At 57.0% G+C, this 23,747-nt stretch carries 24 protein-coding genes; 10 read left to right on the top strand and 14 right to left on the bottom strand.

Going from position 1 to position 23,747, the window contains the following annotated elements; translation table 11 throughout:
- The first annotated feature begins 439 nt into the window (after positions 1–439).
- Both RMR21_RS21085 and RMR21_RS21090 read left to right on the top strand, forming a co-directional pair.
- Positions 440–1,474: an aspartate-semialdehyde dehydrogenase gene (locus RMR21_RS21085; RefSeq protein WP_498671361.1), complete on the top strand. Its 1,035-nt coding sequence runs from the start codon at positions 440–442 to the stop codon at positions 1,472–1,474.
- Between the two features lie 192 nt (positions 1,475–1,666).
- The gene (locus RMR21_RS21090) at positions 1,667–2,482 is read left to right on the top strand and encodes a lytic murein transglycosylase (RefSeq protein ID WP_498671362.1); all 816 of its coding nucleotides are present in this window, start codon (positions 1,667–1,669) and stop codon (positions 2,480–2,482) included.
- Between the two features lie 26 nt (positions 2,483–2,508).
- Here RMR21_RS21090 and RMR21_RS21095 read toward each other — a convergent pair whose 3' ends face one another.
- The 3 genes from RMR21_RS21095 to RMR21_RS21105 all read right to left on the bottom strand — a co-directional run bounded on the left by RMR21_RS21095 (position 2,509) and on the right by RMR21_RS21105 (position 4,874).
- Positions 2,509–3,150, bottom strand: coding sequence for a carbonic anhydrase (locus tag RMR21_RS21095; protein WP_498671363.1), 642 nt, complete (start codon positions 3,148–3,150; stop codon positions 2,509–2,511).
- A 77-nt stretch (positions 3,151–3,227) separates the two neighbouring features.
- A complete protein-coding gene (gene pdxY / locus RMR21_RS21100; protein ID WP_498671364.1) occupies positions 3,228–4,103 on the bottom strand; it encodes a pyridoxal kinase PdxY in 876 nt (291 codons plus the stop codon).
- 123 nt (positions 4,104–4,226) lie between these two features.
- Complete coding sequence (locus RMR21_RS21105; RefSeq protein WP_498671365.1) at positions 4,227–4,874, bottom strand: GntR family transcriptional regulator; 648 nt, start codon at positions 4,872–4,874, stop codon at positions 4,227–4,229.
- Positions 4,875–5,133: 259 nt separating this feature from the next.
- On the opposite strand from RMR21_RS21105, the gene RMR21_RS21110 reads away from it, so the two are divergent.
- Genes RMR21_RS21110 through RMR21_RS21130 form a run of 5 tightly spaced genes read left to right on the top strand, consistent with a single transcriptional unit; the run spans position 5,134 to position 11,317 of the window.
- Complete coding sequence (locus RMR21_RS21110) at positions 5,134–6,375, top strand: NRAMP family divalent metal transporter (RefSeq protein ID WP_498671366.1); 1,242 nt, start codon at positions 5,134–5,136, stop codon at positions 6,373–6,375.
- Positions 6,376–6,385: 10 nt separating this feature from the next.
- Entirely contained in the window at positions 6,386–7,153 is a 768-nt protein-coding gene (locus tag RMR21_RS21115; RefSeq protein WP_498671367.1) for a LamB/YcsF family protein, read from the top strand.
- A gap of 9 nt (positions 7,154–7,162) precedes the next feature.
- Entirely contained in the window at positions 7,163–7,972 is an 810-nt protein-coding gene (locus RMR21_RS21120; protein ID WP_498671368.1) for a putative hydro-lyase, read from the top strand.
- 7 nt (positions 7,973–7,979) lie between these two features.
- Complete coding sequence (locus RMR21_RS21125; RefSeq protein ID WP_498671369.1) at positions 7,980–9,599, top strand: 5-oxoprolinase subunit B/C family protein; 1,620 nt, start codon at positions 7,980–7,982, stop codon at positions 9,597–9,599.
- Positions 9,596–11,317: an acetyl/propionyl/methylcrotonyl-CoA carboxylase subunit alpha gene (locus RMR21_RS21130; protein ID WP_498671370.1), complete on the top strand. Its 1,722-nt coding sequence runs from the start codon at positions 9,596–9,598 to the stop codon at positions 11,315–11,317. The genes RMR21_RS21125 and RMR21_RS21130 overlap by 4 nt, the downstream gene beginning before the upstream one ends.
- A 75-nt stretch (positions 11,318–11,392) precedes the next feature.
- On the opposite strand, the gene phnE is transcribed toward RMR21_RS21130, so the two are convergent.
- The 10 genes from phnE to phnG all read right to left on the bottom strand — a co-directional run bounded on the left by phnE (position 11,393) and on the right by phnG (position 19,398).
- On the bottom strand, positions 11,393–12,205 hold the full coding sequence (gene phnE, locus RMR21_RS21135) for a phosphonate ABC transporter, permease protein PhnE (RefSeq protein ID WP_498671371.1): 813 nt from the start codon (positions 12,203–12,205) through the stop codon (positions 11,393–11,395).
- Between the two features lie 71 nt (positions 12,206–12,276).
- Complete coding sequence (gene phnD / locus RMR21_RS21140) at positions 12,277–13,275, bottom strand: phosphonate ABC transporter substrate-binding protein (RefSeq protein WP_498671372.1); 999 nt, start codon at positions 13,273–13,275, stop codon at positions 12,277–12,279.
- A gap of 23 nt (positions 13,276–13,298) precedes the next feature.
- The gene (gene phnC / locus RMR21_RS21145; protein WP_498671373.1) at positions 13,299–14,141 is read right to left on the bottom strand and encodes a phosphonate ABC transporter ATP-binding protein; all 843 of its coding nucleotides are present in this window, start codon (positions 14,139–14,141) and stop codon (positions 13,299–13,301) included.
- Between the two features lie 84 nt (positions 14,142–14,225).
- Positions 14,226–14,840: a DapH/DapD/GlmU-related protein gene (locus RMR21_RS21150; protein ID WP_498671374.1), complete on the bottom strand. Its 615-nt coding sequence runs from the start codon at positions 14,838–14,840 to the stop codon at positions 14,226–14,228.
- Positions 14,837–15,583: a phosphonate C-P lyase system protein PhnL gene (phnL, locus tag RMR21_RS21155; protein WP_498671375.1), complete on the bottom strand. Its 747-nt coding sequence runs from the start codon at positions 15,581–15,583 to the stop codon at positions 14,837–14,839. The genes RMR21_RS21150 and phnL overlap by 4 nt, the downstream gene beginning before the upstream one ends.
- Position 15,584: 1 nt before the next feature.
- Positions 15,585–16,358 carry a phosphonate C-P lyase system protein PhnK gene (phnK, locus tag RMR21_RS21160; protein WP_498671376.1) on the bottom strand — a complete coding sequence of 258 codons (774 nt, stop codon included), beginning with the start codon at positions 16,356–16,358 and terminating at the stop codon, positions 15,585–15,587.
- Entirely contained in the window at positions 16,355–17,236 is an 882-nt protein-coding gene (locus RMR21_RS21165) for an alpha-D-ribose 1-methylphosphonate 5-phosphate C-P-lyase PhnJ (RefSeq protein ID WP_498671377.1), read from the bottom strand. Before RMR21_RS21165 ends, phnK begins: the two co-directional genes overlap by 4 nt.
- Entirely contained in the window at positions 17,233–18,324 is a 1,092-nt protein-coding gene (locus RMR21_RS21170) for a carbon-phosphorus lyase complex subunit (RefSeq protein WP_498671378.1), read from the bottom strand. Before RMR21_RS21170 ends, RMR21_RS21165 begins: the two co-directional genes overlap by 4 nt.
- Before the next feature lie 4 nt (positions 18,325–18,328).
- A complete protein-coding gene (gene phnH / locus RMR21_RS21175) occupies positions 18,329–18,925 on the bottom strand; it encodes a phosphonate C-P lyase system protein PhnH (RefSeq protein ID WP_498671379.1) in 597 nt (198 codons plus the stop codon).
- Positions 18,925–19,398: a phosphonate C-P lyase system protein PhnG gene (gene phnG / locus RMR21_RS21180; protein WP_498671380.1), complete on the bottom strand. Its 474-nt coding sequence runs from the start codon at positions 19,396–19,398 to the stop codon at positions 18,925–18,927. Before phnG ends, phnH begins: the two co-directional genes overlap by 1 nt.
- Before the next feature lie 86 nt (positions 19,399–19,484).
- On the opposite strand from phnG, the gene phnF reads away from it, so the two are divergent.
- Positions 19,485–20,228 (top strand): phosphonate metabolism transcriptional regulator PhnF, encoded by a 744-nt coding sequence (phnF, locus tag RMR21_RS21185; protein WP_498671381.1) that lies wholly within the window; start codon positions 19,485–19,487, stop codon positions 20,226–20,228.
- Positions 20,229–20,419: 191 nt separating this feature from the next.
- A complete protein-coding gene (locus RMR21_RS21190) occupies positions 20,420–20,716 on the top strand; it encodes a hypothetical protein (RefSeq protein ID WP_498671382.1) in 297 nt (98 codons plus the stop codon).
- 47 nt (positions 20,717–20,763) lie between these two features.
- Here the strand turns inward: RMR21_RS21190 and RMR21_RS21195 are convergent, their stop codons facing one another.
- Positions 20,764–21,372 carry a J domain-containing protein gene (locus RMR21_RS21195; protein WP_498671383.1) on the bottom strand — a complete coding sequence of 203 codons (609 nt, stop codon included), beginning with the start codon at positions 21,370–21,372 and terminating at the stop codon, positions 20,764–20,766.
- A gap of 270 nt (positions 21,373–21,642) precedes the next feature.
- Here RMR21_RS21195 and RMR21_RS21200 point away from each other — a divergent pair, with 270 nt between their 5' ends.
- The gene (locus tag RMR21_RS21200; protein ID WP_498671384.1) at positions 21,643–23,733 is read left to right on the top strand and encodes a carboxy terminal-processing peptidase; all 2,091 of its coding nucleotides are present in this window, start codon (positions 21,643–21,645) and stop codon (positions 23,731–23,733) included.
- Positions 23,734–23,747: the final 14 nt, after the last annotated feature.

A 23,747-nucleotide genomic window follows, 5' to 3' on the forward strand; every position in this document is an offset into this window, starting at 1 on the left:
TCCTTGCGGCGCGATGCACCTGAAGACAGAGTGACAGAAAACAAACGAAAGGAAGAGCAATGCTTTCGGCTTATGACTTTAGTCTAAAGGAGCGCTCGATGAATGTGGCGGATGATATCGGATTCAGCTGCGTAATGACCGAAATGGCGGGTGTTTACGCTTGACAGAAATTGGAAACACCATAATAGCTTTGCCACGAATAGGAGCGCGATCTTGATCAGACATGTCACCGACATGGTTGTCTTGCAGCATCCGGCAGAACCTGCCGGTGGTCAATTGTGCTTGTCTTACTCCATCCGAATTACGGCCAAAACGACGATTAAAACCGTCTGACGTCTCTGGCCCACCGCTCTCTCCCCGGTTTGGTCGGGGAAAAGGAAGCCGCAGCCATGCGGGTTCCCCTCACCAAAAAGAGGAGAGGCAGAAAGAGAGCTTTATCATGGGTTTCAAAGTTGCAATCGCAGGTGCCACCGGTAATGTCGGTCGCGAAATGCTCAATATTCTTTCCGAGCGTGGCTTTCCGGTCGATGAGGTCGTTCCGTTGGCTTCCGCCCGTAGCCAAGGTACGGAAGTGTCCTATGGCGATCGCACGTTGAAGGTTTCCAATCTGGAGAATTACGATTTCTCCGATACCGACATCTGCCTTATGTCGGCTGGTGGTGATGTCTCCAAGAAGTGGTCGCCGAAGATTGGTGCGCAGGGCTGTGTGGTTATCGATAATTCATCTGCATGGCGCTATGATCAGGATGTTCCTTTGATCGTGCCAGAGGTGAATGCCGACGCTATCGAAGGCTTCAGAAAGCGCAACATCATTGCCAATCCCAATTGCTCCACGGCGCAACTCGTCGTTGCGCTAAAGCCTCTGCATGACTTTGCCAAGATCAAGCGTATCGTCGTCTCCACCTATCAGTCGGTCTCAGGCGCCGGCAAGGAAGGAATGGACGAACTGTTCCAGCAAACCCGCGCCGTGTTCGTAGCGGACTCGATCGAGGTCAAGAAGTTCACCAAGCGTATCGCCTTCAACGTCATCCCGCACATCGATGTGTTCATGGAAGACGGTTATACGAAGGAAGAGTGGAAGGTTTTGGCCGAAACCAAGAAGATGCTCGATCCGAAGATCAAGGTAACCTGCACCGCGGTGCGCGTGCCGGTGTTCATCGGTCACTCGGAATCTGTCAACATCGAATTCGAAAATGAAATCACCGCCGATCAGGCGCGCGATATCCTGCGTGAAGCACCCGGTTGCCTTGTCATCGACAAGCATGAAAACGGTGGCTATATCACGCCGGTCGAGTGTGCGGGTGAAGATGCGACCTATATTTCGCGTATTCGTGAGGATGCGACCGTCGAAAATGGTCTCAACATCTGGGTCGTTTCCGACAACCTCCGCAAAGGCGCTGCCCTCAACGCCATCCAGATTGCAGAGCTTTTGGTCAATCGTGGATTGATTAAGCCGCGTAAGGCTGCTGCCTGATACGGTTTTTTAACAAATATTAACTATAACCCGTCCACTCCACTGCGAGAATGGGCGGGTTTTCGAGTTTGTTGCTATCACGGGCAGTTTATTTGCTGGTTTTGATGTTGGCAGGCACTTTGAAATCAACACATTCTCTGTGACGTGGCCACAGGCTGGGTATAATCCCCGAAATATTGAAGGCAGGTTCTGATGCGGGCAATGAAAGCTTTTTCCGTTGGCGTGGTAATGGTTTCGGCATTGGCGGCAACGCCGACACTGGCCGCACAATGCGGCAACACCTCGGCCGGCTTCGATGCCTGGGTCGGTGCGTTCAAGCAGGAAGCGGCGGGCCGTGGTGTGAGCGCTTCGGTTCTGGACCGCGCATTTTCGAACGTTACCTACAATCGACCGACCATCAGCGCAGACCGTGGACAGCACAGCTTCAAGCTTTCCTTCGACCAGTTCATGCAAAAGCGCGGTGGTCAGGCGATCATTTCGCGTGGCAAGGCTATGAAGAAGAACAATGCCGCATTGTTCGACAACATCGAGCGCGCCTATGGCGTTCCAGCTGGCCCGCTTCTGGCAATTTGGGGCATGGAAACTGGTTTTGGTGGTTTTATGGGCAACCAGCACACGCTGTCTGCCGTCGCTACCTTGTCTTACGACTGCCGTCGCTCTGACTATTTCACAGAGCAGCTTTACGCCGCTCTGAAACTGGTCGGCAGCGGTAACCTGAGCGTAACGGCCAAGGGTGCTGCTCACGGTGAAATCGGCCAGACGCAGTTTCTGCCGCTCAACGTCGTGCGCTACGGCGTCGATTTCGACCGTAACGGACGCATCGATCTGGTTGGTTCACGTGCAGATGCTCTCGCATCGACAGCGAACTTCCTGGTTGGCCACGGCTGGCAGCGCGGTGCCGGATATCAGCAGGGTCAGACGAACTTTGCTGCTATTCAGGGCTGGAACGCCGCCAGCGTTTATCAGCAGGCCATCGCCTATATCGGCAAGGCAATCGACGGCCAGTAGAACCGGCCGTCGCACATCAAGAGCGATCACACATCCGGGCGGCGAAAGTCGCCCGTTTTGCCGTCCATGACCCACAATTCGCCGGTCGAGATGTCGAACCAGGCGCCGTGCAGCTTCACTTGGCCAGCGGTTTCCTGTGCCTTTACGAAGGGAAAAGCACGCAGATTGCTGATCGAGTTTCGAATCGAAACCCGCTCCAGCGCTGTCTGGCGCTCAGACGTGGTCATGACGTCATTGCTCTGTATTTGCTCGGCTGCGGATTTGACCATGTTCATCCATTTGCCGATGAAGTCACCCGGAGAAAGAGACTCGAAATTGGGGTCGAGCGCAGCCTGAATTCCGCCGCAGCGGCCGTGACCCATGACGACGATGTTCTTGACCTTTAACACCTGCACGGCATACTCAATGGCCGCCGATGTCGCGTGGTACTGCCCATCGGGTTCGAACGGTGGCACCATGTTCGCCACGTTTCTCATCACGAAGAGCTCGCCCGGGCCGCAATCGAAAATGGTTTCTGGCGCAGAACGGGAGTCGCAACAGGCGATAATAAGGGTTTGCGGCTTTTGGCCGGTATCGGCCAAGACACGATAACGTTCGCGCTCGTCGGTGTAACGACCGGCCATAAAATTCTTGTAGCCATTGAGAAGGTAGTCGGGGAAATCTTTCATGGATATCTCGGTACCATTATGCTGGGCCAGTATCGTAAAATGATGCTTGGCGCGTTGAAAACCCTTTTTTTGCTCCGCTATGTGCGCTTGCTTCGCGACGGATGCAAGAGATGGCGCATCTGAACCATGGCCATGGGTGTGGAAAGGCTTGAGGCATCAGTTTCCAGTGTCAATTCATTGACACCCCGTTTCATGGTTCGAGCCAATACCTCAAAGACGCTTGCCGTGGCCAATTGCAAGGCTTTTTCGTCATCGAGACCCTGAAGCAGCCGCGCCAGGAAAAGCGCAGCGAACAGGTCGCCCAGGCCGTTCGGCACATTCTCTATCGAGCGATGTTCAGCCAGCAAAGCATGGCGACCGCTCAGATACAGATTTCCTATGCCACCCGCCATCATTGGAACGGCCGAGGTTACCAGCATTTTCGCCGGTCCAAGTGCCAGTGCCGCGTCCATGATCTCGTTGTTTGTTTCAAGCTCCGCCCCGCTCATCCAACCGAGTTCATAGCGGTTTGGTGTGGCAACGGTGGCAAGAGGGATGAGTTCGTCGCGTATCGCTTGTGCCGTCTCGACCGGCACATAAAGCCCGCCTTTGTCGCCCATGACCGGGTCGCATACATAGATGAGGTCGGCGTTGCGCTCCTTCAGCGCGCGGATCAGCGTCGCTGTTGAGCGAACTTGTTCCACGCTTCCGAAATAACCCGTCAGAATCGCCCGGACTTCACCCGCCCATTGGCAGCCGGCTAGATCCTGCAACGCTTTATCGAAATCACCATTGTCGAACCTCAGCCGAGTGGACGGCCCATGGCCTGGATGCCACGGCATGACGATGGTGGGCACGGCCCATACCGGAAATCCAAGTGTTTCAAGCGCAAACACAACGGCTCTGTTGCCGACTGAGCCGCGCATGACGTGGCTTGAAATAACGATGACGGAGCCGTTGGTACTATCCTGCATGGCATACTCGTTCAGCTTGGCGACGGACGGGACATTTACTCGAAAGCACCGGTTGCCTGGTAGGTCCCTCATGGCATATTGGCGCGCTGCTTTCCACTGCTATATCGGCGCGTTTTGCTGGGTCTATTTGGCTGCCCGTTCCAGTGCCTTGAGAACGGTGCGTTCGGAAAGGTTCAGGTATTGCTCCATCTGAACGGCGGCCTCGATCACGTCGCCCTTTTCGACGAGCGAGAGGATCTGGTCATTCATATCGACAAAGGGAGAGTGCAATTGCTCCGGGTCTTTCAAAAGCCCGAAGCTGAGACGCAGTTCCGCAGCAACGCGGGCATAGAAATCGCTCAGTCGGCTGCTGTCGGACAGATCGACCACGGCTGCGTGGAACCTCATATTGGCGCTGCCGACTTCACGCCATTGCTTCAGATCGCGGTGTATCTTGGCGTATTCAACCGCGTCGCGCATGGTTGCCGTTGCCGGGTGCTTGGGCCATGCCTGCCGTAACGCGCTGCATTCCAGCATGCGGCGTACGCGGTAGATATCGATGATCTGATCCGTACTGGGCGCGGAAACGAAAACGCCGCGATTGGCTTCATGCCGCAACAGGCCGTCTTTGGTCAAAAGACGGAAGGCCTCCCGCAGCGAGTTTCGAGAGACGTCGAGGCGTTCGCTGAAAGCCGCTTCCGACAGACGCTGCCCCGGCGCCAACGCGCCGGTGATCAGAAGATCACGAATATCCTTGGCCACACGATCTGCAAGCGGCAAATTTTCCGTCATGGCATTTCCTCAAAGCTCATCAGTCGGGCATCCATCGCCCGATGGCGTTTTCGGCGCGCCGAATATGCGGGTGCAATATCACAAATTGTGAGCAGAACAGGTAAAAATCGTGCTTATTTTCCACGCATATGTTCCAAAGATTGCGCAGAATGAAAGAACGATATAATTTTATTGTTCAACAATATTGACAATTTTGTAGATGACGCCAAGATCACTGCACAGCATCCGCGAGGGGCGGAATGCGATAAGGAGAAAATCCATGGAGCAGAACAAGCTTGCCCAGAGTGTCGAGTTTGCGAAATCGCGGCGCGCATCTCTGACCGCCGCCATCTTCCTGATGGCAACCTCGGCCATCGGCCCGGGCTTCATCACGCAGACGGCCACGTTTACCACCAAGCTGGGCTCGGCCTTCGCTTTCGCCATTCTCGCGTCGATCGTGATCGACTTCGTCGTCCAGTTGAATATCTGGCGGATCGTAACGCTCACCCGCATGCGCGCTTCCGACATCGCCAATGCGGCAATCCCCGGCTCCGGCTATGTGCTGGCCGTTCTTGTCATCGTCGGTGGTCTTTTCTTCAACATCGGCAATATTGGCGGCTCCGGCCTTGGCCTCAACGCCATGCTCGGGCTTGATCCGAAGTGGGGCGGAGCGCTGAGCGCACTTCTGGCCATCGGCATCTTTCTGTCCAAACGCGCGGGTATGGCCGTCGACCGCTTTATCATTTTCGCCGGTATTCTGATGATCGTCTTGACAGTCTATGTGGCATTTTCATCCAACCCGCCGGTTGGCGATGCGCTTTTCCAGACATTCCTGCCTTCCACAATCGATTTTGCGACAATCACCACCATCGTTGGCGGTACTGTCGGCGGTTACATTACCTATTCGGGCGCCCATCGTCTCCTCGACAAGGGCATGGTCGGAGTTGAAAATCTTCCGTCCATCAATCGCGCCGCACTCACCGGCATCGCGGTCACTGGCGTCATGCGTTACGTGCTGTTCCTTGCCATTCTGGGCGTCGTCGCCAGTGGCGTCATCATCGACGTTTCGGGCAAGGGCGCAAATCCTGCCGCTCAGGCGTTCCAGTCCGCCGCCGGTGATATCGGTCTGAGAATATTCGGCGTCGTTCTGTGGGCCGCAGCCATCACCTCGGTTATCGGTGCTGCCTACACCTCGGTGTCCTTCATCACCGTCTTCAAGCCGGACATCAGTGAACGTGGACGCAATATCGCGACCGTCATCTTCATCGCCGTTTCGCTGTTCTTCTACATGGTCATCACCACACCACCGGCACAGATGCTCGTCTTCGTCGGCGGTCTCAATGGTCTTATTCTTCCAATCGGCCTGTCGATCTTTATCTACGCCGCATGGGCGCGTTCTGACCTGATGGAAGGGTATCGTTATCCCCGCTGGCTTCTGGTGCTTGGCATTCTGGTCAGCGCGCTGACCTGGTACATGGGCTACAAGTCAATCGGACCCATCTTTGCGCTTCTGACCGCATAAGGAGAAAGACATGGCTTCCATTGATCTGAACAGCGATCTTGGCGAAAGCTACGGTGCGTGGAGCATGGGAGACGATGGCGCGATGCTATCCGTTGTTTCCAGCGCCAACATTGCCTGCGGTTTTCACGCAGGCGATCCGGCGGGCATTTTCCGCACCGTCAAAGCGGCTGCCGAAAATGGTGTCGTCGTGGGAGCCCATGTCTCCTATCCGGACCGCGTCGGCTTTGGCCGCCGCGATCTGGACGTGACCTCGGAAGAATTGATTGCCGATGTCATTTACCAGATCGGCGCGCTGAAAGGCATCGCCGCCGCTGCCGGAACGCAGGTGCGTTACGTCAAACCGCATGGCGCGCTGTATAACCGCATCGCCAATGATGCGAAACAGGGACAAGCGGTTATCGATGGCATCAAGGCCATCGATCCATCTCTGGTTCTGATGGGCCTTGCCAATGCGCCCATTCTGGAGCTTGCCCGCAAATCGGGGCTGGCCGTTGTTGCCGAAGCCTTTGCCGACCGTGCCTACACGCCGCAAGGCCAGCTCGTCTCCCGCCGTGAGGCCGGTGCCGTGTTGCATGATGCGGAAAAAATCGCCGACCGCATGGTGCAGCTTGCCCGCGAAGGCACACTTGAAGCCATCGACGGCAGCATCGTTAAGATCGAGGCGCAGTCCATCTGCGTTCATGGCGATAGCCCCGGCGCGGTTTCCATCGCACAGCAAATCCGTCATCGGTTCGAGGCCGAAGGCATCGAAATCCGGTCTTTCGCCTCCAGCCTGTAAGGTGTTCATATGACGATCCCAACTTCCTACCTGAATCACACGGATGCGAAAGCGGCCCGGAAGGCGCGTGACGATTATCGGGGCGGTCTTGTTGCCCCAACATCCGGCATCGCACCCGGTTTCACGCAGGCCAACATGATTGTTCTGCCGCGGGACTGGGCCTTTGATTTCCTGCTGTATGCGCAGCGCAACCCCAAGGCCTGCCCGGTTCTGGATGTGTCCGACCCGGGCGTTCCCACCACTGTGCTTGCTCCCGGTGCCGATCTCAGAACAGATTTGCCGCAGTACCGCGTCTGGCGGGATGGCAAGCTGGCGGAGGAAACCGCAGATGCCACCGCCGCGTGGGCAGAGCGCGATGACCTCGTCTCCTTCCTCATCGGGTGCAGCTTCACGTTTGAAACGCCTATGGTGGAAGCGGGCATTGAAATCCGCCACATGACGGATAAATCCAATGTACCGATGTATCTGACCAACCAGCCCTGCCGTCCTGCCGGTCGGTTGAAGGGCAACATGGTCGTGTCCATGCGTCCCATTCCCGCCGGGCGCGTGGCAGATGCCGCAACGATTTCGGGTCGCTTCCCCGCCGTACACGGATCGCCCGTGCATATCGGTTCTCCGGCAGAACTCGGCATTGCCGACCTTGCGAAGCCGGATTTCGGCGATGCGGTGCGGATCGAACCCGGCGAAATTCCGGTGTTCTGGGCCTGCGGTGTGACGCCACAAGCCGCCGTGATGGCATCCGGTGTACCGTTCGCAATCACGCATTCTCCCGGCTACATGTTCATCACCGATATTCCCGATTCCGCCTATCATGCGTGAGGACACGATGCGTTTTTTACCCGTCAGTCTCACGACCATTCTGGTGGAACTTGCTGATCTCGATCAGACGCTTGCGCTGTTTGCATCGCTTGAGGCCAACCCCATCGAAGGTATCGAGGAAACGGTTCCAGCCGCCCGCACGCTGATGATCCGGTTTCGGCCTGATACCATCGACGCGCAGGCGCTGGCCGCCGAGATCGCCACCCGTGATCTCTCCGCAAAGATTACCCCGTCCGACAATCTGGTGGAAATTCCAGTTCGCTACGATGGCGAGGATCTGGCCGATGTCGCCGAACTGACGGGCCTCAGTGTCGAAGAGGTTATCCGCCGCCATACGGACAGTGAATTTACGGTCGCATTCTGCGGTTTCGCACCCGGTTTCGGCTATCTGGTGGGCGGTGATCCGGCGCTGCATGTGCCGCGCCGCAAAAGCCCGCGTACCCGTATCCCTATGGGCTCGGTCGCCCTTGCCGGTGCATTCAGCGGCGTTTATCCGCAAAACAGCCCCGGCGGCTGGCAGATCCTTGGCACCACACCGCTGAAAATGTGGGATATCGACCGCGATCCCGGCGCGCTGTTTCAACCGGGTTATCGCGTCCGCTTTTTCGATATGGACAAGGCAGGACGCAGCATCGACATCCACGCTGCAAGGCCTGCCGCCGCGAAATCTGTGGTAAATAGCGACGCCGCGCATTTCGAAGTGCTGGCCGCACCCATGCCCGCCTTGTTTCAAGACCTTGGCCGGTTTGGCCAGACGGGGCAGGGCGTGTCGGCCTCCGGTGCGCTGGACCGCTCCGCCTTCAACGCGGCAAATCGCATCGTCGGCAACCCGGCCAACACCGGCTGTCTGGAACTGACGCTGGGTGGCTTTTCGTTCAAAAGCACCAGCCGCTCCGTCATCGGTGTGGCAGGCGCATCCTGTACCATCACGGTCAAATCTGACGCCTACAGCGTCGAAGCAAGCCCTTATGCACCGATCTCTCTGGAGGCAGGTGATGTGGTAACATTTGGAAACCCGGCAAAAGGCATGCGTTGTTACCTCGCCGTTCGCGGCGGTTTCGAAGTCGCGCCGGTTCTCGGCAGCACATCCACGGATACGCTTGCGGTCGTCGGGCCGGATACGGTGACTGCCGGTTCGATCCTCAATCTGAAACAGAATAAAGCCGGCCTTTCCAGCGTGTCCATCAATGAGGTTCCAGCCTTTGATCTGCCAACGGCGGGCGATGTGGTCACGCTGGATGTCGTGATGGGTCCACGCACCGACTGGTTCACACAACGGGGTGTTGAAACACTGACCAGCCAGCTCTGGCAGGTCACGCCACAGTCCAGCCGCGTCGGCATTCGCCTTGCCGGTGAAACGCCGCTGGAGCGCAAGGACAGCGCGGAATTGCCAAGCGAAGGCACGGCAACAGGCGCAATCCAGATACCCCATAGCGGTCAGCCGGTGCTGTTTCTTGCCGATCATCCGCTGACGGGTGGTTATCCGGTCATCGGTACCGTCGCGGAATACCACTTGGACCTTGCGGGTCAGATACCCATCAACGCCAAAATCCAGTTTCGCCCGCTTGGGCCATTCGCCGAAATTGCGGCGGTTAAGAACACAGAGCTTTCGGGAGAACGTCCATGAAAAAAGTGCTGATTGCCAATCGCGGTGAGATCGCGGTGCGTATCATTCGCGCCTGCCGGGATTACGATATCGGATCGGTCGCGGTTTATGCCGATCCTGATCAGGATGCAGTTTTCGTGCAACTGGCTGACGAAGCCTATGCGCTGGACGGCGTGCGTCCTGCGGAAACCTATCTCGATATCGAAAAGCTGATTGCCATCGCCAAGCGCTCCGGTGCGGACGCGGTCCACCCCGGTTATGGCTTCCTGTCGGAACGCGCCGAATTTGCGCAGGCCGTTATCGACGCGGGCTTGATCTGGATCGGTCCCGATCCGGACGTGATCAAAGTGCTGGGTGACAAGGTGGAAGCACGCCGCATTGCCACCAGCGTCGGCGCGCCTCTGGTTGCGGGCAGCGATGGCCCGGTTGAAACGGCAGCGGAAGTCACCGCTTTTGCGCAGCAGCACGGCCTTCCGGTTGCCATCAAGGCCGCCCATGGCGGCGGTGGGCGCGGCATCAAGGTTGCGTGGAAGATGGAAGAGATCGCCGATCTCTACAGTTCCGCCGTGCGCGAAGCGACAGCCGCCTTCGGGCGTGGTGAATGTTTTCTGGAACGCTTCCTGGACCGCCCGCGCCATATCGAAGCGCAGGTCATTGCCGACAAGCACGGCAATGTGCTGGTTCTCGGCACCCGTGATTGTTCGTTGCAGCGCCGAAACCAGAAGCTGATCGAAGAAGCGCCAGCGCCGTTTCTGACACCCGAACAACGCCAGAAAATCCACCAGTCTGCCAAGGCGATCTGTGCGGCGGCGGGTTATTCCGGTGCAGGCACCGTGGAATTCCTGCTGGGCGTGGATGGCACGATTTCTTTCCTTGAAGTCAACACACGCCTTCAGGTGGAACATCCGGTGACGGAAGAAACCACCGGCATCGATCTCGTCATAGAGCAGTTCCGCATTGCTGAAGGCCATAAGCTGCGCGTCCTCGAAACGCCGGAACCACGCGGCCATTCCATGGAATTCCGCATCAATGCCGAAGATCCCGGTCGCGGCTTTCTGCCCACACCCGGCAAAATCACCCTGTTCGATCCGCCATCCGGCCCCGGTATCCGTCTGGATAGCGGCGTCGTCACCGGTTCAACGATCCCCGGCGTGTTCGATTCGCTGATGGCAAAACTCATCGTTACCGGTGCGGACCGCGATCAGGTTCTGCGCCGCGCCCGCCGCGCCTTGAAGGAATTCCGCATCGAAGGCATCGCCACGGTTTTGCCTTTCCACCGCGCCGCCATTGATACGGATGATTTTATTGGAACCGATGGTTTCAAGGTTCACACACGTTGGATCGAAACCGACTTTGCCGACATGCCGGAGGCCATGGAACGCCCGGCCCCGGCAGACAACGCCACGATGACCCGCACATGGCTGGAAATTGACGGCAAGCGCGTGTCGGTCGGTCTGCCGCATCTATTGCTGGCGGGTTTTACCGGTGCTGGCGTACGTTCCGCAGAAGCAGTCGAGGCGACCCCTAAAAATGAAGGCGTCCTTGCACCCATTTCCGGCACGCTCCAATCTTTCAAGGTCGAAGACGGTGCTGATGTCACCGAAGGCGATCTCGTTGCCGTCATGGAAGCGATGAAAATGGAGACGCAGGTGACGGCTCCAAAAGCAGGCAAGGTCCGTCTTGTGGCCAAAGAGGGCGAGTATTTGCAAGCGGGTGAGGTTCTGATCTCGTTCGATTGATCGCTGGACAGCATTCAATCACAACATGATCTCGCGGTTGGGAATGACCGCGAGACGAGAGAGTTTTGGGTCTTGTCAGATGACGAGCTTGCGCAGCTGTTGCGAAATAAGGTCCATCACGGTCACCGTCAAAACGATGATGATGATGATGGCGGAGGCTTGTGGGTAATAGAAACCACGGATGGTTTCAAACAGGATCTGGCCAATGCCGCCCGCGCCGATCAGGCCGAGCACGGTTGCCGAGCGGACATTGGATTCCAGTCGGTAGAGCGAAAACGAAATCCACAGAGGCAAGACCTGCGGAATGACGCCGAAGATGACCTGCTGCACTCTGGACGCACCAGTGGTTCGGATCGCTTCGACAGGCCGCGGGTCGATGGCTTCCACCGCTTCCGAAAACAGCTTTGCGAGGATGCCGGTGGTATGGATGAACAATGCCATCACGCCTGCGAACGGACCAAGCCCCACAGCGACGACAAAAAGGACCGCGAACACGACTTCGTGGATGGCGCGGAACATATCCATCAACCGCCGAACCGGCTGGTTGATCCACCAGGGCGTCATATTGTGGGCCGAGAGAATGCCGAGGGGGATTGAGACAAGAACCGCCAGAAATGTACCCCAAAGCGCGATCTGAACCGTCACCATCATCTCTTCAAGATAATAAGGCCATGTCTTGAAGTCCGGGTGCAAGAAGTCCTTGGCATATTCAGCCATGTTACCGCCGTCGGTAAACAGGAAGGTCCAGCGACCCATTTCGGTTGGACCCCAACTGAAAATCAGCGCAGCCGCCAGACCGAGCATCAGGCTCCAGTTGCGAATGCTGCCCGGTTGCCTGCCGCTTGGCGGGCTGGTGAAGGTACCGTTGGAAAGGGTTGTCTCGCTCATGGCACACGATTCCGGTTCTTTAAAAGAGGGGGCGGGCAGCTTGTACCCGCCCCTTAAGCGTGGTGGTGACCTCAGGTCTTGGAGGCTTCTGCGAGTTCGGCTTCGAACTTGGTCTTCTGGTCCGTCAAAGACTTGATCTTCTCAGCTTTGGCTTCTGCAGAAAGAGACGTGTCGGCTTGGACCTGCGAGAGTGATTTCGTCAGTTCCATCACCCGGATTGGCAAAAGCTGCTTGTCGGTCGATGGGCGGAATGGTCCCCACTTCAGAGCAGCCAAGATTTTCTTTTCTTCCGCAACATTGCCCGTCGATTTTTCGGTGCCATAATTCACGAAGAACGTACGGATTTTTTCCTTGGTCGCATCGGGCAAATCCTTACGCCAAACGATCGGGTCGGACGGGATCAGCGGCGAGCGCCAGATTTCGCGGATTTTCGCAAAAGCGTCCGGCTTGTTCTGCTTGATCAAGGCCATGTTTTCGGTGTTGTTGGCCGCAGCATCGACCTGCTTGTTGGCAACTGCCATCGCGTTGGTTTCGTGGTTGGCGTTGGTGACATTCTTGAAGCAGGTTTTCGGATCGATGCCGCGGGCGCCGAACACGAAGGTAATCGGCACGAGATAGCCGGATGTCGAGTTCGGGTCGCCCAGACCGAAGTTGAGCGACTTGTCGCACTTCAGCACGTCATCGATGGTCTGGATCTTGCTGTCGGCAGGGACAATAACGACGGACCAGTAGCCCGGATCACCGTTGAGCGGCATGCTCTGGACGAAGACCTCGCCATCGGCGCGGTCGACCGCTTCCATCGCAGACTTGTTGCCGTACCAGGCGACCTGCACCTTGTTAAAGCGCATGCCCTCGATGATCCCAGCATAGTCGGACGCGAAGAAGGCCTTAATGTCGAGGCCTGTCTGCTTCTTCATGTCGGCCAGAAGCGGGTCCCAGCTGGTCTTGAGGTTTTGCTGGGATTCCGTGGAAATAATGCCGAAATTGATCGTGTTGTCCTGCGCCAAAGCTGCGGAGGAGATCGTCAAGGCGACAGACATCGCCGCCATGCTTTTCAGTATCGCGTTCATGAGTGGTCTCCGGTGGTCGTGAGTCAGACGCCTAAAAGGGCCAACTGACGGTGTTGAGGCTCCGCACAGGGTTGGGGAGCCGGGTACTCCGCCGGAGCTTCCGGCAGGACGAGTTCTTCCGACGCCGAACCGTAGAGTTCGGCAAGGAATGCGTTGGAAAGTTCGCTCGAAGCACCGTCAAACACGATTTCGCCGTCGCGCATCGCAATCGTGCGCTTGCAATATCGTCGCGCATATTCGACCTGATGCAGCGATACGAGAATGGTGATGTTGTCTTGCGTGTTGATGGTTGCGAGAACGTCCATGACCCGTCGTGCAGAAGAGGGATCGAGCGCAGAAATCGGTTCGTCCGCGATCAGAATTTCAGCACCCTGGACCAGTGTCCGCGCGATGGCCGCTCGTTGCTGCTGGCCGCCGGAAAGGGTCGAAGAGCGCTGGGTCGCCACTTGCGGAATGCCGACGCGGGCTAGGGCTGCGTGGGCCGCGTTCTTTTCCGCACGGTTGAAGAGACCCAGCGTGCCACGCCAGCGCGGTATCTGGCCGAGGTGACCGATGAGAACGTTGGTGAGAACCGACATGCGACCCACCAGATTGAACTGCTGGAAGATGACCGAGACCGCGCCGCGCTTGACCTTGTCGGTCAGGCGTCCGGCGCTCTGTGATACATTGCCTAGAACATCGATCCGGCCATTACGACCATCGCCAGTCTCAAGGCCCGCAATATGGCGGATCAGGGTGCTTTTGCCGGAGCCGGATGCCCCGATGAGGGCGACCATCTCGCCTTTTTCGACCATCAGGCTGACACCGGACAGCGCTCGGGTCGAACCGTAAGTCTTCGAGAGATTGGAAACCATAATCGCCGTCATTGCCCGTCTCCGTGCGTGGGTCTGTTCAAAGAGATTGGATGGCTTTTGATGATCGTTCAGTGACGGTTCGGTGAATGTTTCATGTCAACCGCCATAACGGCTGATGAATTCTTCGGCTGGGAGATCGCGGAAATCCTGAAGTGCTTCGAAAAGGCGATCATGCGACCAGTCCCACCATGCAAGGTTGTCCATGCGCTGGCCGGTCTGTGCATCGAAGCGAGCCCGGATCAGACGGGCGGGGACACCGCCGACGATGTTGTAGGCGGCGACATCGCGGGAGACGACAGCACCCGAACCGACGACGGCACCATTGCCGATGTTCACACCGGGAAGGATCGTGGCGCCATGGCCGATCCAGACGTCATGACCGATCACCACGCGTTTCGCACGCCTTGCCGCAAAGAAATCGGCCTCTTCTTCGCCTTGTGGCCAATAGTCTGCGGCGCGGTAGGTGAAATGATGCAGGCTTGCCCTGTCCATCGGGTGGTTGGTGGCATTGATGCGGACACTGGCGGCGATATTGGCAAACTTGCCGATGGTCGCGCACCATACCTGGCCGTTGCGCTCGATGTAGGAATAGTCATCGAGGATCGTCTCCGAGATACGGCATCCCCCGGCGATCTCGGTGTAGCGCCCAAGCTGGCAGTCGCTGACCTCAGCTGTCGCGTGGATCAAAGGTTCTAGGGAGAGCTTGGTCATGCTGACATCTTTCGGGCGGAGAAGGTCGATACATCCAGAATGCGGCTTGCCACCGCGTCCCGCACGGGTTGATCATGGAAAATTCCAAGCACCGCTGTTCCAGCGTCGGTCTTTTCCGCGATCATCGCAACCACGATGTCGCGGTTTTCCGAGTCCAGTGACGCTGTGGGCTCATCGAGAAGCAAGATCGGGTGATCTGTAATAAAGCCGCGCGCAATGTTGACGCGCTGCTTTTCGCCGCCCGAAAAGGTCGCCGGCGGCAGGCTGAAAAGCGTCTGCGGCAGGTTCAATCGCAAAAGCATGACCTCTGCACGCTCCAATGCTTCGTTCCGGGCAATGCCGCGGGCCAGCAGCGGTGCTGCAACGACATCAAGAGCGGAGACACGCGGCACGGCTCTTAAAAACTGGCTGACATAACCGATGCTTTCGTTTCGCAGTTCCAACACCAGTCTTGGATCGCCGCTTCCCAGGTTGCGCATAGTTCCAGACTTGGCATCGCGGACCCAGATCTGGCCACGGTCGATGGCGTAATTGCCGTATACCATCCGCAATATCGACGATTTTCCGATGCCAGACGGTCCGCCGAGCACCACGCATTCACCCCGATGCAGCTCAAAATTGACGTCGTTGACGACGGGCAGAACAAGTCCGTCGCGCAGATGCATGGTGAAGGATTTGGCGACATCCTGCACTGACAACAGAACGGTCTCGTCAGCATTGATGGACGGTTGATGAAGGCTCATCTCAACTCTCCGGGATCGAGGCGACAAGAAGCTGCGTATAGGCATGTTGCGGATCGTCAAGCACGCGGTCGGTCAAACCGTTTTCAACCACCCTTCCGTCCTTCATCACGAGCATCCGCTGCGACAAAAGACGCGCGACAGCGAGGTCATGGGTGACGAGAACGACAGAAAGGCCAAGGTCGCTGACCAGCCCGCGAAGAAGATCGAGAACACGCGCCTGAACGGAGACGTCCAGACCGCCAGTTGGTTCGTCCATGAAAATCAAGCGGGGGTGGGTCACCAGATTGCGAGCGATCTGCAATCTCTGGCGCATACCGCCCGAAAACGTCACAGGCTGATCGTCTATGCGATCAATGGCGATTTCGACGCGCGCCAGCCAGTCGCTGGCAGTGCTGCGAATATCGCCGTAATGACGCTCACCGACGGCCATCAGCCGTTCACCGACATTGGCACCGGCGGAAACACGCATCCTCAGACCATCTGCAGGGTTCTGGTGGACGAAGCCCCAGTCCGTGCGCATCAAAAAGCGTCTCTCAGCCTCCGATAGATCGGCAAGATCGGGAAAACGCCCATCGCGCATCCGATACCGAACGCTACCGGCAGAACGATCCAGCCGGGCTGAAATACAGTTCAGCAATGTGGTCTTGCCGGACCCGGACTCGCCGACGATTGCGATCACCTCGCCCGGCCAGACGTCGAACGAAACGCCCGTGCAGCCGATGAATGCGCCATATCGGCGCTCAAGATCGCGCACGGACAATATCGGATCACTCATGGCTGCTCTCCCATTGCCGTCTGCGGCATTCCGGGACCGTGATGGCCGTCTGCCTGTCTCGTTTCGCAATGATCGGTGTCGGAGCACACGAACATGCGTCCGCCTCGGTCGTCTGTCACAACTTCATCGAGGTAGACGCCGGTTGCGTTGCAAAGAGCGCAGGGTGCGGTGAATTTCTGGACCTCGAACGGATGGTCTTCGAAGTCGAGGCTGACGACTTCCGTAAACGGCGGAAGCGCGTAGATCCGCTTTTCACGACCCGCTCCAAACAGTTGCAGCGCGGGCGAATTGTGCATTTTCGGATTGTCGAATTTCGGGATAGGCGAGGGGTCCATCACATAACGGCCCTCAATTTTGACGGGGTAAGCGTAGGTCGTGGCGATATGGCCGTGTCGGGCGATGTCCTCATAGAGCTTGACCTGGATCAGGCCATATTCTTCCAGCCCATGCATAATGCGGGTCTCGGTTTCGCGCGGTTCGAGGAAGCGTAGCGGCTCGGGGATCGGAACCTGATAGACGATGGTTTGACCGGCCTTCAGAGGTGTTTCGGGAATGCGGTGGCGCGTCTGGATGACACTTGCTTCCGTGGTTTTCGTCGTCGTTGCCACGCCTGCGGTCTTTGCGAAAAAGGCACGGATCGAGACTGCGTTGGTCGTGTCGTCTGCACCTTGGTCGATGACCTTGAGAACATCGTCCGGGCCGAGGATCGCAGCCGTCACTTGAACGCCGCCGGTACCCCAACCATAGGGCATGGGCATCTCCCGGGAGGCGAATGGCACCTGATAGCCGGGTATGGCGATGGCCTTCAGGATTGCCCGGCGGATCATGCGTTTTGTCTGTTCATCCAGATAGGCGAAATTATAACTAGGCAGGTTCATTCTGCTGCCTCCTTGCTGGCCGAGGTCTCTTCGTTTTCCTGCCGCAACCTGCGCAGCAGGCCGAGCTCCGCCTGGAAATCCACATAGTGCGGCAGTTTGAGATGCTCGACGAAGCCGGTGGCTTCGACATTATCGCAATGGGCGAGCACGAATTCCTCATCCTGTGCCGGTGCTGTTCGTTGCTCATCGAATTCATCGGCGCGCAACGCGCGGTCAACGAGGCTGACGGCCATTGCCTTTCGTTCTGACTGCCCGAACACCAGCCCGTAGCCCCGCGTGAAGCGTGGACCGTCTGCCGTTGTACCCTTGAACTGCGACACCATCTGGCATTCCGTGACGCGAATGGAGCCGATGGAAACGGCAAAGCCAAGCTCCGGGACATCCACCTCGACCTCGACAAGCCCGATGCGCACTTCTCCGACAAAGGGGTGGGTGCGGCCATAGCCTCGTTGCGTGGAGTAACCGAGCGACAGCAGAAATCCTTCGTCTCCGCGCGCCAGCGCCTGAAGCCGCAGCTCGCGGTTTGCCGGAAACGCTGTCGGCTCGCGGGTCAGATCCTTCGGCTCTTCTTCCGAATGGACATCAGGCTCGATCAGCCCTTCATCATTGAGGATATCCGTGACCAGTGGATAGGTGCTCTCTGGCTGGGCAGCGCGCCGTTCCGGCTGATCGACGGTCTCGTCGCCCGCCATGGCGGGGTCGATCAGACGATGGGTATAGTCGAAGGTTGGTCCTAACAGTTGGCCACCGGGGATATCCTTATAAGTGGCAGATACCCGGCGTTCGATCTGCATGGCCCCCGTGTCGATCGGTTGAGAATATCCGAAACGGGGTAGGGTGGTGCGATAGGCCCGCAGCAGAAAGATCGCCTCGATGAGATCGCCGCGCGATTGGCGCACCGCCATGGCGGCCAGTTCAGGATCATAGAGAGAGCCCTCGGCCATGACGCGATCGACGCCAAGCGAAAGCTGACCGGCAATCTGGGCCAATGTCAGCGCAGGCACATCGCGATCACCCCGGCGTCTATCGGCCAACAGCCTGTGGGCTTTGTCGATGGCGGCTTCACCGCCCTTTACGGCCACATACATTGGTTCAAACCTCCTTGATGCGCGTTGTGCGCGGCAAAGCCAATGCTCGGCTGCCACAAACGATGACGACATCGAGACCCAAGGGGTAAGACGCGTTGTTCTCCAGCGCCCATTTGACAAATCCTTCCGGCAGCCCGGATGGTGAAATACTGTGCGTGCTTTCAATTCCGGGGCCGGAGAGTTGCAGCATGGTCCCGCCTGTCATGGCGTGAACCGGAAGGATCAACGTCGCGGAGCGGTCGGGGTAGCTCATCGTACCCACAGCAAAACCTTTCCAGTCTTCAACTCGGCTTGTCTCACTTAGAACCGCAAAGCTTGCCTTGCCTTGCTCTGGTGTAACCGGTGCGCCCGAATGGAAAACCAGCCAGTCGGTAGCACTCTGCATGTCGCCCGCGTTTTCAAACCAGACCGGTGTGTCGTAATCCGCAAGCGTCAGCAAAATGGCAGAGGCAGCGCAGTTGAGGGGCGCAGGGCCAGTCGCGACGGTGCCGAGATCAACGCTCGTTCCAGGTCTGGAAAAGGCATCCATCACCGCACGGAAGACACCTTGGGACGCGAAAACAGGGTCGGTGAAGCCACCATCGAAAGTTGCTGTCTGCATCAGTCTTCTCCTCGTGTGACGGTGAAGAAATCGACCTTCGTTGCTTCCGTCTCTTCGGCGCGCTTCTGCTTTTCTTCATTGATTGTGGAGAGGATGGGTCGGGTGATTTCATCGTCGATGCGTTGCCGCCAGGCGTCGATTTGCCGTAGTGCATCGAGATGGGCGACGATGCGCGCCTTGTGTTGGTCCCGGCCCAGCACAATGGAGTGGCCGACTTCACCTGTGACAAGCTTGATCGTCGCACGGGTAACGCTCGCTTCGCCCAGATTATAGGCGGCACCACCACCGCCAATTCTGCCTCGAACCATGACGGTGCCGATTTCGGGGCCGCGTACCGGTGAAGCGATCGGCATCGATGGAGCCATCCGGGAATAATGCTCATCCAGAAGAGTTGCAGGCGCCGCCGACAGGATGTCGAGAGCGCTTTTTCTTGAAAGAACCGCAGTGTCGAATGGGTGCGCTGTGTCTGTCATGTTTGATCCATATTTGTCTAGTTGTGTAGACAACTGTTCATACTTGATTTATACACGTGAGACGGTGACAGGAGAATGACAGCCTGATGTTTACAGAGGCCCGCATGGACGATCTCGATGATGGCGTTTCACGCTGGCGACGCGTTGCAGACGGCATTCGCAATGCCATCAGCGAAGGGTCGATCAACGACCAATTGCCAACGGAGACCGCCTTGGCGTCTCAGTACGGGGTCAATCGTCACACCGTGAGACGGGCCATCGCTGCATTGTCCAGTGACGGGCTTCTTCGCGCCGAGCGCGGTCGCGGCACCTTCGTCAATGCGGTTCCCCAGCGCATCGTTTATCCGATCGGCACAAGGGCCCGCTTTTCCGAAAACATGTTGCGACAATCGCTGGAGCCATCGGGGCGATTGATCAATGCCGAGCTGATTGTTGCCAACGCTGCCCAGGCAAGACTATTGGAGTGCAAGCTTGGAGCGCCGCTGCATCGCATGGAGCATCTGGCCGTGGCAGCCGGTGTTCCGCTGTCCAGATCGACCTCTCTTTTTTCCTCGGAACGGTTTCCGGGGATCATCGCCGCCTATGCGGAGACCGGCTCCATCACCAAAGCACTGGAAATGGAGGGTCTTGCGGATTATCGACGCAAGGAAACGAGATTGACCGCAGAACGGGCGTCATCGCGCGATGTCAGTTTTCTCACCTGTGCGCACGATAGTATTGTCCTTGTCAGTCAGGCAATCGATATCGATCAGAACGATTCACCCGTGCAAAGCATCGTCACGCGTTTTTTGGCAGACCGCATGGAACTTGTCTTCTCGAATTCGAGATAGCTTCTATCTTTCCTGATCACATTCAGCGCAAAACTGAAAGATCGACCGGGATTTTACAAAATTTTTCGGAATAGAAAAGACAACTGTATCAAGGTTGTTCTCACCGCTTAAGCTGTTAGAACCAGAGGACCAAGCCCATCGTGTGAAAGGATGTTCCGCATACGGTCGGTTAACCCTGGAGAGCTTTGTCGATGGATTATGCCGCCCTTATCTCGGAGCTTTCGGAAACGTCTGAAAACGTTTCAGACACCGACCCTGCCAAAATCCGTAAACTGCTCGATCAGGCTGTTGTCGCGGTGCGGGACTTGAGAGACAAGATCGACAGACATCCCGCGCAAAATGTCCGCGATGCCGTGACGTTTCTGGAGAAGATTTCCGCTGATTTAGCAGTCGGTGACGTTCCTGTCGATCAATGTCGAAGCGCGTTGAAGGACGCCTCGGTCATGATCGAAGACCTCGCAGCAAGATCGCGTGCCAAGATTTATTAGAACATGACCCTCCATTTTGCGAAGCTACGGTTGAAGATCAGACCGCGTCAGCAAAAACCATTCAGCTTCAATATCTTGTGTGCCTCGATCGTCGCTTGAAGCGCTGCTTCTGATGTGCGGTCGCCTTGGTTGCCATCCGGGTGATGCATCTTGAGCCTTTCCCGGTAACGGCGCCTGATGTCTTCAGGCGTCGCATCGGCTTCGAGGCCTAGCGTGTCGAAAGCCTTTGCTTCGAGAACTTTGAGCTTCCGTTTCTGAAGATCGGCTTTTTGCGCCTGACGCTGAGCTGCCGTCTTGCGCTGATTCAGTGCTTTTGCTGAACCGGAGCGTGCCGTCGACGGCATCGGAATTTCAGTCCCCCGGTCGACCCGTGTTCCAAAGGTCGCGCGACGACCTTCAGCGGCTTCTTTCTGGTAGCGCGCCACTTCATCGCTCGATGGGGCTGACGTGAAGCTGTATCCCTTGTTGTAATCTCTGACATGCTCGATGCAGAACATGAGATACAGGCCTTCGGCCATGGGTCCGACAGGTGCGCGATGCGTACCGGTCTTGTCGCAACCATCCCACTGGCATTTCGGACCTGTCGGCTCGCTAGCGCTTGTTGTTTTTTTGCGCGCGGACTTCAGTCCGACGAATATTTTTGAATCAGACGTCATGACGTGTGTATGGACTCAGTGCGCCATCCCGGCAAGGGTTTTTGCGTGACCTGTCCAATGGTTTTTGCGCACCCGATATGCATGGAGGGAATTGCGTGCAATTTATCCGTAAAATGATGGGCGGGAATTGATGATGAATTCGCCGCTGCCGATCGTGTAATGATCGCATCATTGTGTTCATGACACATCGTGCGGACTTGTTAAAAAATCACAATTGCTCTCTAGATTTCATTAGAGTTGATTCAGGACGTCAATAAGGAATAACGCTGAATGCGCATGAAGTATGGTTTTGTTGGCTTAATTCTGTTTGTTGCGTCCTCTGCTTTTTCCCAAGAGCTCGCGAAACCTCCTGTTCTGGAGCCGTCCAGAACTCAGGCGCAAGCCGCCAATCTGAGCGCGCAGTTTCTTGGCCGGTATGCCTATAAGCCTGTTCCTCTCGATGACGCGCTTTCTGCAAAAATCATGGACAAGTTCATCAAGTCCCTCGATCCGGACAGGATGCTGTTCATGCAGGCCGACATAGACACCTTCATGGTTGGCAAGAACAGCATCGATAACGGGATATTGGACGAAAATCTCGAAATTCCGTTTTCCATTTTCAACGTTTACACCCAGCGTGTCGTGGATCGCATGACCTACGCCCGCGGCCTGCTCAAGCAGCCGTTCGACTTCACAGCGAAGGAGGAATACGCCCTTTTCCGTGAGGATGCTCCATGGGCGCAATCTGCGCAGGAGAGCAATGAGCTTTGGCGCAAGCGGGTCAAAAGTGACTGGCTGCGTCTGAAGCTGGCGGGTCAGGCCGACACGGCGATTCGTGACACTCTGGACAAACGCTACAAGAATATTCTGGAGCGCGTTTATCCGTATAAGAGCGACGACGTGTTCCAGACGTTCATGGCCGCCTACACAACGGCCGTAGATCCTCACACCGACTATTTCGGTGCCGCAGCGTCCAACGAGTTCGACATCTCGATGAGACTTTCTCTGGTTGGTATCGGTGCCGTTCTGCAGGAACGTGATGGGTACACCACAATTCGCGAGCTCGTCGCAGGCGGTCCAGCCCAATTGTCTGGCAAACTTGCCGTGGGCGACCGCATCATCGGCGTGGGGCAGGGGCAGGATGGCGAGATAAAAGAGGTTGTCGGGACCCGGCTGGATGAAGTGGTCCAAATGATACGTGGTGAAAAAGACTCCACTGTTCGGCTGGATATATTGCCGTCTGATGCAGGTGGAAACGCAAATCACCGTGTGATCAGTCTCATCAGAGATAAGGTTAGCCTGGAAAAACAGGCCGCACAAAAGACTATTGTCCCAGTGGTCAAAGATGGTGTCACGCGCAAGGTCGGCGTGATCACGCTGCCTACGTTCTACGAGGATTTTGAAGCGCGCCGAAAAGGTGACAAGAATTATAGAAGCGCCAGCCGAGACGTTGCCAAGCTGCTTGGAGAGTTGAAGCAGGAGAATGTGGACGGCGTGCTTGTCGATCTGCGTGACAATGGTGGCGGCTCCTTGTCGGAGGCGATTGATTTGACCGGCTTGTTTGTCGGCAAGGGTCCGGTTGTCCAGCAGCGGGATGCAGAGGGCAAGATCAAGGTCGAAAGCGATGATTTGTCAACGCCGGCCTGGTCAGGGCCCGTCGGCGTTCTGATCAATCGCGGTTCTGCTTCTGCCTCGGAAATTTTCGCAGCCGCCATACAGGACTATGGCCGTGGTGTAATCGTGGGCGAGCCGAGTTTCGGTAAGGGTACGGTCCAGACAGTTGTCGATCTCGATCAGGTTGCCCGCAACACCAATCCCGAATTTGGCCAGCTGAAACTCACGATCGCACAGTTTTTCCGTATCGATGGTGGTACGACCCAATTGCATGGTGTCACACCCGATATCAGCCTGCCCGGTCTTTCCGACCCCAAGCTGCTTGGTGAATCGAGCTACGACAACGCATTGCCGTTTTCCGAAATCAAGCCCGCGAAATATGCCACTAAGGGAACGACGAGCACTCTGTTGCCGCAACTCGAAAGCCGCCATGAGGCCCGGATCAGGGACGATAAGGCCTTTCAGCGATTTGTAGCGGATGTTGCCGACCTCAAGGCCCAGCGCGAGAAACGAACTTTGTCTCTCAATGAAGCCGAACGCAGAAATGAGATGACCGCATTGGCGGATCGTCTGAAAGCGCGGGGAGAGGCAGACGACGGGATGATGCGGAGTAGTGATGACGGTCTGCAAGCAAACGAGCGCAGTCTGAGCGCCAATCTCGCGATCGAGACCGCCCGTAAGAATGCAAAGGACGTTCTACAGATCGAGGCGGCAACGATCGTTGCTGATGAGGCAGACCTGTCGCAAGACGTAAAGAAAAAGCAGTAAAGTCTGCAAGAAGG

The sequence above is a fragment of the Agrobacterium sp. rho-8.1 genome (genome assembly GCF_033957725.1).
Classification (GTDB): domain Bacteria; phylum Pseudomonadota; class Alphaproteobacteria; order Rhizobiales; family Rhizobiaceae; genus Agrobacterium.